The 14,369-nt window shown below is 67.3% G+C and carries 9 protein-coding genes; 4 read left to right on the forward strand and 5 right to left on the reverse strand.

What is annotated here, in order from left to right; genetic code table 11:
* Window positions 1-167 precede the first annotated feature (167 nt).
* On the reverse strand, window positions 168-1,430 hold the full coding sequence (locus EJ903_RS19365; RefSeq protein ID WP_246015760.1) for a DUF1501 domain-containing protein: 1,263 nt from the start codon (window positions 1,428-1,430) through the stop codon (window positions 168-170).
* Between the two features lie 16 nt (window positions 1,431-1,446).
* Entirely contained in the window at window positions 1,447-3,012 is a 1,566-nt protein-coding gene (locus tag EJ903_RS19370) for a DUF1800 domain-containing protein (protein WP_126618525.1), read from the reverse strand.
* Window positions 3,013-3,338: 326 nt separating this feature from the next.
* Between EJ903_RS19370 and EJ903_RS19375 the strand changes: the two genes are divergently transcribed.
* Window positions 3,339-4,382 carry a methyl-accepting chemotaxis protein gene (locus EJ903_RS19375; RefSeq protein WP_126618527.1) on the forward strand — a complete coding sequence of 348 codons (1,044 nt, stop codon included), beginning with the start codon at window positions 3,339-3,341 and terminating at the stop codon, window positions 4,380-4,382.
* Between the two features lie 32 nt (window positions 4,383-4,414).
* Here EJ903_RS19375 and EJ903_RS19380 read toward each other — a convergent pair whose 3' ends face one another.
* Window positions 4,415-4,675, reverse strand: a complete 261-nt coding sequence (locus EJ903_RS19380; RefSeq protein WP_210211485.1) for a hypothetical protein — start codon at window positions 4,673-4,675, stop codon at window positions 4,415-4,417.
* Between the two features lie 97 nt (window positions 4,676-4,772).
* A complete protein-coding gene (locus EJ903_RS19385) occupies window positions 4,773-5,174 on the reverse strand; it encodes a DUF1636 domain-containing protein (RefSeq protein WP_126618529.1) in 402 nt (133 codons plus the stop codon).
* Window positions 5,175-5,374: 200 nt separating this feature from the next.
* Here EJ903_RS19385 and EJ903_RS19390 point away from each other — a divergent pair, with 200 nt between their 5' ends.
* The 3 genes from EJ903_RS19390 to EJ903_RS19400 all read left to right on the forward strand — a co-directional run bounded on the left by EJ903_RS19390 (window position 5,375) and on the right by EJ903_RS19400 (window position 12,090).
* On the forward strand, window positions 5,375-8,845 hold the full coding sequence (locus EJ903_RS19390; protein WP_126618531.1) for a hybrid sensor histidine kinase/response regulator: 3,471 nt from the start codon (window positions 5,375-5,377) through the stop codon (window positions 8,843-8,845).
* A 6-nt stretch (window positions 8,846-8,851) separates the two neighbouring features.
* Entirely contained in the window at window positions 8,852-9,778 is a 927-nt protein-coding gene (locus EJ903_RS19395) for a response regulator transcription factor (protein WP_126618533.1), read from the forward strand.
* A gap of 269 nt (window positions 9,779-10,047) precedes the next feature.
* Window positions 10,048-12,090 carry a methyl-accepting chemotaxis protein gene (locus EJ903_RS19400; protein WP_126618535.1) on the forward strand — a complete coding sequence of 681 codons (2,043 nt, stop codon included), beginning with the start codon at window positions 10,048-10,050 and terminating at the stop codon, window positions 12,088-12,090.
* A 79-nt stretch (window positions 12,091-12,169) separates the two neighbouring features.
* On the opposite strand, the gene EJ903_RS19405 is transcribed toward EJ903_RS19400, so the two are convergent.
* Complete coding sequence (locus EJ903_RS19405; protein ID WP_246015761.1) at window positions 12,170-14,275, reverse strand: methyl-accepting chemotaxis protein; 2,106 nt, start codon at window positions 14,273-14,275, stop codon at window positions 12,170-12,172.
* Between the last annotated feature and the right edge of the window lie 94 nt (window positions 14,276-14,369).

Here is a 14,369-nt window from a genome sequence, read left to right on the forward strand (position 1 = left end):
ACGGCGTTCATCGTCACCACCATCAATGACAAACATCATATGGGATTGTCCACACCGCCTCTCTCTTCGCAATTGGGGGAAATCTGACGGAATTCAAAACAAAATTCCGTCATTGCTTTTCCGTTTTTTCTTCCGGCGCGTCCATTTTCGATCAAGATTGCGCAAGATCAGACCATCACCCCGACCCGTTGCGCGCTGTATCCGGGAAAGACGGCGGATCCGACAAGTTCGGCCAGCACGGCGCGGTAATCCGTGGTCACGGCCAGATCCACGCCCCGGTCAAGCTGGGCGCTCGACAGCCCCGGCCAACGCCCATGGATGCGCCCCCCGGCCACGCGGTCGCCCAGCACCAGCATGGCCCCGCCATGGCCGTGGTCGGTGCCGCCGCTCTTGTTGGCGCGCAACCGCCGCCCGAACTCGCTCATGACCAGCACGGTCACACGCCCACGGTCGCGGGCGTTGTCCGCCCAAAAGGCCGCCAGCGCACGGGAAAGCTGGCGGACCGCGTTGGAAAAGCGCCCGGCCTGATGCTCGTGGGTGTCCCAACCGCCAACATCGACCCAGGCCAACCGCAAGCCGATGTCCATCTTCAGCAGGCGGGCGACGTTTTGCAGACCACGCCCGGCCTCCGTCTCCTCATACACCGCACCGCCATCGGCGCTGTAGGGGGCGACCTTGCCATCGGGCAGGCGCGGCAGGCGCGTGTCGATCAGCGACAACCCATCGAGCGCCGCGCGGGCGGCCCGGGCGTAGGGGCCATCGCCCGCCCGCATCAATCCGGCCAGCACCTCCGCCGCCTGCGTCCCGCCGGGGGGTGCCAGCCCGGCGCGCAGATCGGCCACCGCCAGGGCGGATGCAAAGCCGCTCAGCGCCGCCGGGGTGTGGGGGGTTGAGGCCACCGCCGGAACGCCCACCTTGTTCACCGCGTTGCGCGCGGCCAACCAACGGGCCGCCCATCCGGCGTTGGCCCGGCTCAACTCCGCCTCGGCCCCGACGCCGCGCTCCATCAAATCCTGAGCGACGAAATGGCTGCGCGTGCCGTCGGTCAAACCCACCGCGTGCACCACCGCCAGCCGCCCTTCGCGGTACAGCTCGGCCAGCGGCGCGGCCTCCGGGTGCAGGCGGAAATCCAACGACGGGGCCAGGCTCTGCGACAGCGGCAGGCCCGCCGCCGGCCCATCCTCCGCCACCCGCAGTTCCGGCGGGCGGGCGGCGCGGTAATCGGGATCATTGACCGGGGCCACAAGGTTCAGCGTGTCGGCCCCGCCGCGCAGGAACACCACCACCAGCGTGTCCAGCGCGGCGGCGCTTCCCGTTGGTCCAGCAGCGGCGTAGGCCACCGACGGCACGCCGGGCAGCGCGGTCAGACCGGCGGCAAGACCACCCTGCAACAGACGGCGGCGGGTCACGGACAGCGGATCGTGCGTCATGGGGGAAGCCCTCCGATCAGCGGGTTTGGAACTGGGGCGACATGGCGACAAAGGCGACCATCCGGCGCAGCTTGGCGTCGCCGTCCTTCTGGCCCGGTGTCAGACGGGCCGTCGGGGCCAGCGCCATGCCGGTCATGATCGCCTGGGTCACGTCGGCGCTGGGCGGCCCGCCGACCAAGGCGCGTTGCCACCCCTCCGCCGCCTCGGCCGCCGTCACCGGCCCGGCAAAGGGCAAGGCGGCGTTCAACGCTCCGGTTTTCCACCAGTTTTCCGCCAACCCCAGCAGCAACGACCAGCGCCGCCGGATCGCCGCCGCGCCCAGCCACGCGTCGGACCGGTCGGGGTAGCCGGTGGGGGGCGGGCAGCCGAACAGGCGTTGGCCGCTGCTGTCCACCTCGTTCAACAGCCCGTTGGTGACGGTCATGTCCAACGCCGTGGCCCGCGCGAAGGAGGCCACCAGCTCCAGCGGACGCTTGACCTTGGCCGGTGGGGTGTCGGCAAAGGCCGGGGACAGGGCGATGGCGCGGACCACGCGGGCGATCTGGTCGGGTTGGCGGCGGTTGTCCATCCACACCTGCGCGGCGGCCTTGACCAGGGTTTCCGGCGGGTCATCGGCCAGCAACCGGGTGCACAGCTTGCGGCAGAGATGCAGCGCGGTGGCCGGGTGATCGGCGACCAGCGACAGAACCCGCCGCCCGTCGGCCATCGGCGGTTGATAGGGGTCGAACTCCTGCCCCAGCACGCGTTTCTGATAATTGTCGTGCCAGCTTTCGACATAAACGAATCGCCCGGTCGCGGGCAACCGCTGCTCGCCGCCCAACCCCGCCCCATCCTCCACCGCCCAGCCGGTGAAGGCGCGGGCGGCTTCATACACGTCCTGGTCGATGTACCCGGCGGGCTTGCCCGCCGTCGCCCCCGGCACGTCGCGCCATTTGTTGTACAGCGCGTTCAGATAGGCCCCCCGGCCCAACCCGTGCAGTTCGAACAATTCGCGGGCGTAGTTTTCGTTGGCGCTGCCCGCGCGGGACGACCGGTTGTTCAGATAGACCAGCATGGCGGTGCTGCCGCCCACCGCCTCCAGAAAATCCCGGAAATTGCCCAGGGCGTGGCGGCGGATGACGTCGCGGTCATAGGCGGGCAGCGCCGCCGCCACCGCCTGTTCGCCCGCATAGACGTTGAAATGGTTGTGCCAGAAATCCGTCATCACCTCGCGCAATTGCCACCGGCTGTGCACCGCCCGCAGCAGGGTTGCCGCCGCCACCTCCAGACGGGGAAACTGGCGTTCCGGCCCGGCAAACGGCTTCTTGCCGTCCGACAGCGGCCACAAGGCGTCAATCGGTTTGGACAGGCTGGCGAGCGGGCGCATCTCCTCCACCGCCGCCCAGCCCTCGCCCGCGTCGTATTTGATCCGCAGGCGGCAAGCGTCCAAGGCGCTCTGGCAGGCGTCGTCCGGCCCGGTGTCGGGGGCAAGCTGCTCGTCCAGCCAACGCGGCAGGCCGACGCGCCGCAGCGCCTCCGCCTCTCCCGGTTTGGGGCCGAAGCCCAAGCGATTCAGCGCGCGGTGCGGCCATTCGCTGTCCATCACCCGTCCTCCTGCAATGGATGCGACGAAGGCCGTCATCCTGCCCCCATTCGCCCCGGGCGCGTTGTTATTTTTGTGGGCCTGCCGCCACCGCCGCACGCGCGGTTTGTTGGCCGGTCGTTTAATAACAATGTCAGTAAAATTCGATCCACAATGAAACAAAACCGTAATATTCGCACCCGTGACCAAAGACCCGTCACTGACATATCCTGGTAACGATTTGGAAAGAAGATTGACCTCAAAGTTGTTGCAACGCAGCATACGCCATCCCCGACCGTTCACAAGACACGCGCCCCTCCCCCGTCACAGCCGTGAAGGAAACGCCCATGTCCAATCCCGGCCACTCCAATCCCGGCAACACCCTGTTCGATCTGTCGCGCGGCGTGCTGGACGTTGCGTCGCAAAAGGTCACGCGCATCGAGGAAATCACCCGCCGCATGAAGATGCTGGCGATGAACGCGCTGATCGAGGCGGCGCGCGCGGGTGACACCGGACGCGGCTTCGCCGTGGTGGCGAACGAGGTGTCGGACATCTCGACCCAGGTCAGCGGCATCACCAAGGAACTGAAATCGGAAATCGTCGCCCGCGTCGATCACCTGACCACCACCGGGACCGCCATCGTCCAGGAGATGCACGGCAAGCGGCTGGCCGACCTGTCGCTGAACATGATCGAGATCATCGACCGCAATCTGTATGAGCGATCCTGTGACGTGCGCTGGTGGGCCACCGACCGCGCGGTCGTCGATTGCGCCGCCAACCCGACGGAGGTCGCGCGCCGCCACGCCGCCCGCCGGTTGGGCGTGATCCTGGAATCCTACACCGTCTATCTCGATCTGTGGATCGCCGACCGCGACGGGCGGGTCATCGCCAACGGCCGCCCCGACCGTTACCACACCGCCCAATCCGCGTCGGTTGCCGAGGAGGCGTGGTTCCGTCAGGCGTTGGCAACCAAGGACGGCGGGGAGTTCGTGGTGGGGGATGTGGGCCGGAACCGGACGCTGGACGACCGCGTGGTCGCCACCTACGCCACCGCGATCCGCCGCAACGGCGACGCCAACGGCGAGGTCATCGGCGCGCTGGGCATCTTCTTCGATTGGGAACCCCAGGCCGCCGCCGTCGTGCAAGGCGTGCGGTTGGAGGAGGCGGAACGGGACCGCACGCGCTGCCTGCTGCTCGACGCCCGCCATCGGGTGATCGCCGCGTCCGACGGCCAGGGTGTGTTGACCGAAAGCCTGCCGTTGCGGCGCGGCGCCGACAGCATGGGCCATTACCGCGACCCGAAAGGGCGTTTGGTCGGCTACGCGTTGACCCCGGGTTACGAAACCTACAAAGGCATGGGCTGGTACGGGGTCATCGTTCAATCGCCTTGAATTGAACGTTCATTTTGCTCACGCAACAATGGTCAGTGCGCGGTCATGCCGTGACAGTCGAAGGCACCGGACACCGCGCTGGCGTTGCGCAGCTCAACCGCCTCCACCAGATCGCGGATCTCCTCCGTCAACTCTTCGGCTCTCCACCCATGGCCATCGGCACCGGCGACGACCAGCAGGCGCAAGGTGGTGCGCAGCAGGTCGCCAGTCTCCCACCCGTTTTGGCGTTCCGCGTCGCGTGCGGATTGAAGCAGGGACGTGGCGCAGGCCAACACATCCTGTTCGATCTTCATGACCCGTGCCTCCGCGCATATTGTTCGCAACGCAAACAATATGCGCGCCGCAACGCACGCTTGTCAAATGGCGCTTTGTGCTGAGGCGGGCACCGACTTAGGTCTTGGTTTCCGAAGCTGGCATATCCGCAAAGGGAGGCATTCTGGACACGAAACGACCTTTGACTCCCTGAGGCCATTGTTTGAACGGAACGAGTCCGTCCGGCGTCGCCGCGTAGGCGCGCAGATAGGCGATCAGCGTTTCGACGCTGGAATCGTCGGGGGGGAAATCGCCCAGAACATAGCTCATCCGATCCGGCGCGCGCACGGCGACGGAGCAGGCGCGGCGGCAGCTCATCAAACAGCGCTGGCGGCGCAGGCGCACCAGCCCGGCCAGATCGGGCGCGTCGGCCAGGGCGCGTTCCATCCGTTCCACCAGCCGCGCGCCCGCCATCGGCCCGGCCTCCGGCGTGTCGCCGTCGCGACGGCAGGTTTCGCAAACCAGAAGCTCGACGGACATAATTCCGCTTTCAAAATGAAAAAGTGGGTGCCGACGGCTTCGCTGATGAAGCCCCCGCCGAATGGGCCAGAGCTAACGGGACCGCCCGCCGCCTGTCAACCTCAGCCCCGCTTCCCGTCTTGCCAAGCGGTGACAAAGTTCGGACGATGCGATGCGGCGGGACGCACCCCACAAAACCGCGTTTGGAACGACAGGCGGGCATGAGCGCACGGCAACGAATTGTTCGCGAACGTCGGCAATACAACCAGTTGGCCGCCGACCAGACGCTGGAGGATTACGCCCTGCGCTACACGGCGGAGCGGGCGCGGCGCTGGACGGCGTGGCGGGTCGCCAACACCGCCTTGGGGGCCATCTCCTTCCTCGCCTGCGAGGCGATCGGCGCGGCGGTGACGCTGACCTACGGCTTTGCCAACGCCATGGCCGCCATCCTGGCGGTCAGCCTGCTCAGCATCCTGGTCGGCCTGCCGATCACCTACCACGCCGCCAGATCGGGGGTGGACATCGACCTGTTGGCGCGCGGGGCGGGGTTCGGCTATCTGGGATCCACCATCACCTCGCTGGTCTACGCGTCCTTCACCTTCATCCTGTTTTCCATCGAGGCCAGCATCATGTCGGCCGGGCTTCAGATGGTGTTGGGAATCCCGGCCTGGATCGCCCACGTCATCAGCTCGCTGGCGGTGATCCCCATCGCGGTCTACGGCATCCGCTTCATCAGCCGGATGCAGGTGGCCACGCAACCGATCTGGATCGCCCTGCAATGCGCCCCGCTGGCCTCGCTCGCCCTGCTGGACCGCGCGACGCTGGGCGAATGGGTCAGCCTGCCCGGCAGCGTGGGCGGGGACGGCCTGTCGCTGCTGCCCTTCGGCATGGCGGCGTCGGTGCTGCTGTCGCTGCTGCCGCAGATCGGCGAGCAGGTGGATTATCTGCGCTTCCTGCCGCCGGTGGCGCGGGTTGGGCGGGCGCGCTGGTGGACGGCGATGCTGGTCGGCGGCCCCGGCTGGGTGCTGATCGGCGGGTTGAAGCTGGTCGCCGGGTCGCTGCTGGCCTTTCTGGCGATGAAACACGGCCTGTCGGCGGAGGACGCCGCGCAGCCGACGCACATGTACCATCTGGCCTTTCTCGACCTGTCCGGGTCGCCGGGGGTGGCGCTGGCGCTGACCGGCATCTTTGTCGTCGTCTGCCAGATGAAAATCAACGTCACCAACGCCTATGCCGGGTCCATCGCCTGGTCGAATTTCTTTTCCCGCCTGACCCGCAGCCATCCGGGCCGCGTCGTCTGGCTGGTCTTCAACGTGCTGTTGGCGCTGCTGTTGATGGAAATCGGCATTCTCGGCGTCATCGAAAGCATTCTGGGGCTGTACGCCAACGTCGCCGTCGGCTGGCTGGGGGCCGTCGCCGCCGATCTGGCGATCAACAAACCCTTGGGCTTCAGCCCCCGCCACATCGAGTTCAAGCGCGCCCATCTGTTCGACATCAACCCGGTGGGGGTGGGGGCGATGGGGCTGTCGGTGCTGTGCTCCACCAGCGCCTTTTTCGGCCTGCTGGGGCCGGTCGCCCAGGCGCTGGCCCCCTTTTTGGGGTTGGTGGTCGCCTTTGCCGCCGCCCCGCTGATCGCTTGGCGGACGCAGGGGCGCTACTACCTCGCCCGCCCCAACAGCGGGTTGCCGGAGGGCACGGCCGAGCTGCGCTGCTCCATCTGCGAAAACACCTTTGAGCGCAGCGACATGGCCCATTGCCCGGCCTATGACGCGCCGATCTGCTCGCTCTGCTGCACGCTGGAGGCCCGCTGCCACGATCTGTGCAAGACCAACAGCCGCTTTGCCGACCAGATCGCCCACTTCCTGCAAGGGGTTCTGCCGCGCCGGATCGCGGCGGGGGTGCACAGTCGGACCGGCCATTTCATCGGGGTGATGACGCTGTTCACGCTGGTGATCGGCGGCGTCCTGCTGGTCATCGATTTCCAATACGCCAACGCCGAGGCCGCCGAACGCGCCGCCATCCACACCGCGCTGACCGGCGTGTTCATCTGCCTGTTCATCCTGTCGGGCGTGGCGGCGTGGCTGCTGGTGCTGGCCCACGAAAGCCGACAAAAGGCCGAAGAGGAAACCGCCCGGCAAACCGCCATGCTGATGGACGAAATCGCCGCGCACGAACGCACCGACGCCGCCCTGCAAAAGGCCAAGGAGGTGGCCGAGGCCGCAAACGCCGCCAAAAGCCGCTACATCATCGGCGTCAGCCACGAAATCCGCGCGCCGCTGAACGCCATTTCCGGCTACGCCCAATTGCTGGAGCGCGACACCAGCAGCCGCCCGCAGGACGCCGTCCGCGTCATCCGCCGCAGCGCCGAGCATCTGTCCAACCTGATCGACGGTTTGCTGGACATCTCGAAGATCGAATCGGGCCTGCGCCGCCTGAGCCGCGACAAGATCAACCTGATCGAGTTCCTGGACCAGCTCGCCGACATGTTCCGCATCCAGGCCGCCGCCAAGGGGCTGGAGTTCCGCTACGAGCGGGTGCGCCACCTGCCCAGCCACGTCCACAGCGACAGCAAGATCCTGCGGCAAATCCTGATCAATCTGCTGTCAAACGCGGTGAAATACACCGAAAAGGGCCATGTCGCCCTGACCGTGCGCTACCGCAGCCAGACCGCCGAATTCGAAATCGCCGACAGCGGCATCGGCATCCGTCCCGAGGATCTCGACCGCGTGTTCGAACCGTTCGAACGCGGCCACGGCAGCGCCGTGCGCACCATCCCCGGCACCGGGCTGGGCCTGACCATCACCCGGCTGCTGACCCGGATCATGGGCGGGGATCTGACCCTGCGCAGCCGGTTGGGCGAGGGCAGCGCCTTCACCGTGCGGTTGATGCTGGCCGAGGCGATGCACAAGCCGGGGGTGGAGCCGACCCGCCGCCCGATCTGCGGTTTCGCCGGGCCGCCGATCAAGGTGCTGCTGGCCGACGACGACCGCGACCATCTGGCGATGATGGCGGCGCTGCTCGCCCCGCTGGGCTTCACCCTGTTCACCGCGACGGACGCCGCCGCCTGTCTGGCCCTGGCGGCGGATTGCCAACCCGATCTGGCCCTGCTCGACATCTCCATGCCCGGCGAGAGCGGGTGGGACGTGGCCGACGGGCTGCGCCGCCTGTTCGGCGACCGCATCCGCATCATCATGGTGTCGGCCAACGCCTATGAGGCGCAGGGGCCGGGCGACGGGCGCGCGCCGCACAACGCCTTTGTCGCCAAACCCATCGAGATCAACGCCCTGCTCGACCAGATCCAGGCGCTGACCGGTCTGGAGTGGATTCACAGTGGCGGTGGGGGCGACCCCGCCCCACCCGCCCCATCCCTTCCCCCCTCTCCTCCCCCTCCCGCCGCGCTTGCGCCGGAGTCGGCCACCGCCCCGGCGGTTGGGCCGTCTCCCACCCTGTTGCGACACATCGACGACCTGCGCCAACTGGGTCGGATCGGCTACATTCGGGGGATCGAGGCCAAGTTGCGCGAGATCGAGGCGGAGGAGGACGCCACCACCCGCCCCGTGGTCGAACGGCTGCGGGCGTTGTTGCGCGCCTTTGATCTGAAGGGCTACATGCGTAGCCTGGAGGAGATCGCCGCGACGCTCCGCCCCAGCGATGAAGGCCCCAAAGAAGCAGGCCCCCGGGATGAAGGTTGAGCCGAGATGAAGCGCCGCGACATGATCCTGGTGGTGGACGACACGCCCGACACGCTGGGATTCCTCACCGAAGCCATCGAACAGGCCGACCTGACCGTGCTGGTTGCGGTGGATGGCGAAAGCGCGCTCGATCTGCTGGGCCAGATCACCCCTGACCTGATCCTGATGGACGCGATGATGCCGGGGCTGGACGGGTTCGAAACCTGCCGACGGTTGAAACAGGTCCCCCACCTGTCGCATCTGCCCGTCATCTTCATGACCGGCCTCAGCGACACCGAACATGTGGTGAAGGGGTTGGAGGCGGGCGGCGTCGATTACGTCACCAAACCGATCATCGTCGATGAGCTGATCGCCCGCATCCGCGTGCATCTGACCAACGCCCGCGTCTCCTATGGCGCGCGCGCCGCGCTGGACGCCACCGGGCGGTTTCTGCTCGCCACCAACGGCGACGGTCGTCTCCTGTGGTGCACGCCGCAGGCCGAACGGTTGCTGCACGGCCTGTTGCCGGGACCGGACGGGGCGGCCTCCCCGCTCGCCGCCACCCTGTCGGCGGGGTTGAACCGCCTGCGCCGCGCCCCCGCCGGGCCGCAGGACAGCTTCCGGCTGGAGGTTCCTGACGGCGACGGGGTGCGGACGCTCGATTTCGCCTATCTCAGCCCGGCCAGCCCGGACGAGTTCCTGTTCCGCCTGAGCGAACCCACCGCCGGGCGGCAGGAGGCGATCCTGCGCGACGCGCTGGGCCTGACCGCGCGCGAGGCCGAGGTGCTGCTGTGGATCGCCAACGGCAAGGCCAACCGCGACATCGGCGAGATCCTGGGCATCAGCCCGCGCACGGTGAACAAGCATCTGGAACAGGTGTTTTCCAAGCTGGGCGTCGAAAACCGCGCGTCCGCCGCCGCATTGGCCATCCGGGCGCTGGCCGCCAAGGGCTGAGTTGCCCACCCCCGCGCGTTTCCCGCGCGGCCCCTGCACGCGCTCCATCGGCCACCCTGCGCCGCACGACGTTCGGTTGTTTTAAATAATTCAGTTTGAATTAGTTATTGACGCGCGTCTTATTGTTCGTAACACTATCAATCAAAACCAACACCAAACGACCGATTGTTGCGCGCAACAGCCGCCCCCAGACCGGCGATGGGAGGCGGTGGCCATCAAACGGCGATCGTCAAACGCACCCAAAATCCGCCGGGGAGGAAGGCATCATCATGCTCCGGCTCAGAGATTTGCCCATCACCGTCAAGATCGTCAGTCTTGGTGTGGTGATGACCATCGGCACCGCCGTCGTCGCCTGGAAGGGCGACGACGGCATTTCAGCCACAAGCGGTGCCCTGATCCAGTATGAATCCATCTCGCAGCAGGACATCCGCCTGCGGCAATTGCGGGTCGACATGCTGGAAACCCGGTTGGCGCTGGAACGTTTTCTGGCCAGAGGTGACGCGTCGAACGTCGACGAGGTTCAGCAAGGCCTCAAATCGATCACCGCCATCCTGGCAGAAGCGTCGGCACGTGATTCCCGGCAAGCGGAGGAATTGACCCGCATCGGGACACTGATCGCCAGCTACAGCGACGCGTTCAAAAGCGTGCAGGAGTTGCAAGGGCGACGGGACGCGGCGGTGGCGCTGCTGCGCGGGCTGGGCACGGCGCTGAACGCCCAGGTGTCGGGCATCATGGAGGCCGCGCGCAAGGCCGACGCCCCGCCCCTGGCGGACGCGGCGGGGGACATCGTCAAGCTGGCGCTGACCGCGCAATTGGCGGTCGGCCGTCTGGCCGTGACCAGCGAGCGCAGCGACGCCGAGACCGCCACCAAGGCCATCGACGCGCTGACCCAGGCACTGGCCGCCCTGAAGGGCCGCCCGGACGCCGCCACCATCGCCGAATCGGTGACGCGCGCCACCGGCATCGTCGCCGTCTACAGCCGCAGCGTCGCCGATCTGGCGGAGGTCGCGTTGGAACGCCAACGCATCGCCACCGGCGTGCTCGACACCAACGGCTTGCAGGTCGGCAAGGAGATGGAGGCGCTGTCCGCCGTGCAGAGCGCCGAACGCGACCGTCTGGGGCAAAGCGCCGTCGCCCAGGCCGCCGACGCGGTGGCGTCGGTCTTCGTCATCGGCGCGGTTCTGGTGGTGGTTGGGCTGCTCGCCTCCGTCCTGATGGGCCGGATGATCGCCGTGCCGATCCTGCGCATCACCCGGATCATGGACGCCCTGTCGCGCGGCGGGGCGGACATCGTGCTGACCGACACCGCCCGCCGCGACGAAATCGGCACGATGGCCCGCGCCCTCAGCGTCTTCCAGGAAAACCGCGAACGGGTGGAGCGGATGCGGCAGGAACGCGAAGAGATGGAACGCACCGCCCGCGCCGAACGCCGCACCAGCATGTTGGCGCTGGCCGATGGCATCGAAACCGGCATCCAGACCATGGTCAGCCGGATGAGCGAGCGCATCGAGGGGCTGCGCGCCGCCGCCGCCGTGATGGCCGACAACGCCCAGCGGACCAGCGCGCACAGCGCCTCTGTCGCCGACACCAGCCTGCTGGCCTCCGCCAACGTCCGCTCCGTCGCCGCCGCCACCGAGGAGATGAACGCCACCAGCCAGGAAATCGCCCGGCAGATCGGCCATTCCGCCCAGGTCGCCGTCGCCGCCGCCGCCCAGGCCGACGGGGCCGATCAGAATGTGAAGGAGCTGGCCAACGCCGTGCTGCGCATTTCAGAGGTGGTGGACATCATCCGGGCGATTTCCTCGCAAACCAACCTGTTGGCGCTCAACGCCTTCATCGAGGCCGCGCGCGCCGGGGACAGCGGCAAGGGGTTCGCCGTGGTCGCCAACGAGGTCAAGCAATTGTCCAGCCAGACCGCGCGTTCCACCGACGACATCGCCGCGCAGATCGCCGTGGTGCAGACCGACACCAACCGCACCGTCGGCGCGGTGCGCGACATCGTCGGCATCGTCACCCAGCTTCATCAGGCCGCCGAGGCCATCGCCAACGCCATCGAGGAGCAGCGCGGCGCGCTGGCCGAGATCGGCCGCAACATCCAGCAGGCCGCCGCCGGAACGGAAGACATCAACGCCCACGCCGCCAGCGTGTCGGACGAGGCCAAGCAAACCCTGGCCGTCGCCGCCGACGTCGCCAGCACCGCCGACGCGCTGATCGCCGAAGCCAACCAGCTCCGCCGCAGCGTCGAAGGCTTTGTCGCCGACATCCGCGACCGCAACCGGGGAAGCGCACCGGTCGTCGCGCTGGCGGCCTGAAGCAGCGGACCGCACCCGAAAACCAAGGCCCCCTTCCGTCTGATGCCGGATGGGGCCTTGCGGTCGTTCCGCCGTCGCGTCAGGCGCTGCGCACCGACGCGATGAAGGCGGTGACTTCCTTGCGCAGGATGTCCGCTTCCTGCGCCAGACCGCTGGCGGCGTCCAGCACGCGGGCCGACGAACTGCCGGTTTCCGACACCACCCGGTTGACGCCGACGATGTTGCTCGACACCTCGCCTGTTCCGCGCGCCGCTTCCACCACGCTGCCGGCAATGTCGCGGGTTGCCGCCCCCTGCTCTTCGATCGCGGCGGCGATGGCGGTGGTGATTTCGCTGATCTGACCGATGGTTTGACCGATCCCCTCGATGGCCTCCTGCGCCCCGCCGGTTGCGATCTGGATGTCGCGCACCTTGGCCTGAATGTCTTCGGTCGCGCGGGCGGTTTGGGAGGCCAACGCCTTCACCTCGCTGGCGACCACGGCAAAACCCTTGCCCGCCTCGCCCGCGCGGGCCGCTTCGATGGTGGCGTTGAGCGCCAGCAGGTTGGTTTGACCGGCGATGGAGTTGATCATGTCCACCACCGTGCCGATGTCGCGGGCGGCGTCCGCCAGGGATTGCATGCTGGTCTTCGTGTCCGCCGCCTGCGTCACCGCCTGACCGGAAATCTGGGTGGAGTTGGTCACTTGCCGCCCGATTTCGTGGATCGACGCCGACAACTCCTCGGTCGCCGACGCCACGGTCTGGACGTTGACCGACGCCTGTTCGGCCGCCGCCGCGACCGCCGTCACCAGATGGCCCGCCTGGGTGGCGTTGTCCGCCATGCCACCGGCCGTGCTGTGCATCTGCCGGGCCGCGTCGGACACGGCCTGGACGATGTGGGTGGTCTTGTTGCTGAAATCCTGGATCAGGGCGTCCAGTTCAACCGCCCGCTTTTCCTTCGCCGCCTGATCGCGCGCCTGTTCGGCGGCCAAACGGTCCGCCGTCATCATGCTGTCGCGGAACACCGCGACCGCCGCCGCCATCGCCCCGATCTCATCACGGCGGTCCTGCCCCGGAATCACCACGGACAGATCCCGATCCGCCAGACGCCGCATGGCGTCCGTCATCCGTTCAATCGGGCGCGACACGCGCAGGCGGGTGACGATCACCCCGCCCACCGACAGGACCAGCGCGACCAGCAGCGTGCAGACCGACAGGATCATGTCCTGCTTGGCCACACGGAGTTGCTCACGCGCCCGGTCCAGCATCTGATCGACCGCCACCAGGGCAACGGTGACGATGTGGCCGGACTGCTCGGTGTCTTGCGGGCGCAGGGTGGACAGGTCCACGGGCGGCGTCTTGCCGTCCGCCAGGGCGCTCAGGATCGCCTTGCGCCGGTCAACCGCAGCGCCTTCGTAATTGACCTTGGCCTGTTCAACCGCCGCCTTCAGGGGCTTCGGGGTGTCGCTGCGGCTGGTCGCCTCCACCACGGCGGCCCAGCTTTGGCGCGACTGCCCCCAGGATTCCGCCACCGATTGGGCGTCCGCCGCCGTCCACGGCTTGCCCGAGGCCAGGGCGCTCTGAATCTGGAACATGACCAGGCCGATGCTCAACCGCGCGTTCCAGGCGGATCGCTTGGTCAACAGGAAGCCATCCAGCACCGGATCGACAAACTTGATCGACTCGTCCAGCAGATTGGTGCTGACGGTCAAGGCATCCTGCACATCGGTCAGCGCCTTGGAAAACTCGCCCGCGATTCCCGGATCGCGCGAGGCCTTGGGCTGCGCGAGGGCCGTGGACACCTTGGCACGGACACGGCCAAGCGCCTCGAATGCGGTCCGCAACTGATCGGCAGCGGCCCGTGCGCCGGGCAGGTCCAGAACGGCCAGCGCCGCGCTGATCGCCTGATACCCGTCCATCGTTTCCTGCTGGCGCGTCCCGATCTGGCGTTGATCGGCGTCGGTGATGGCCCCTTCGGCCCCCAGCGCGGGCGTCACCAAACCGCGCTCCAGCCGTGTGGCCAACAGCGTTTTCAGCAGATCCCGGCTGGTCGTGCTCAAACCCACCGCGCGGTCGGCGCTGCGCGTCTGACGAACGGCATCGACCAGATTTTGGGTGTTTTCCGCAACAAGCAGAACGCCAAGAAGAACGATCAGAACCCCAAGAGTGGCCCGAATGGACAGATTGCGAAACAGATCACCGAACACGATGGCAGCATCCCAAACGAATTGTACTGAATTGGTCAGACATCTTACAATATTGCGACAACAACTTCCACTGGCATTTATAAAAGATATTAAG

This window comes from Azospirillum griseum, assembly GCF_003966125.1.
In the GTDB taxonomy this organism is placed as follows: Bacteria; Pseudomonadota; Alphaproteobacteria; order Azospirillales; family Azospirillaceae; genus Azospirillum; species Azospirillum griseum.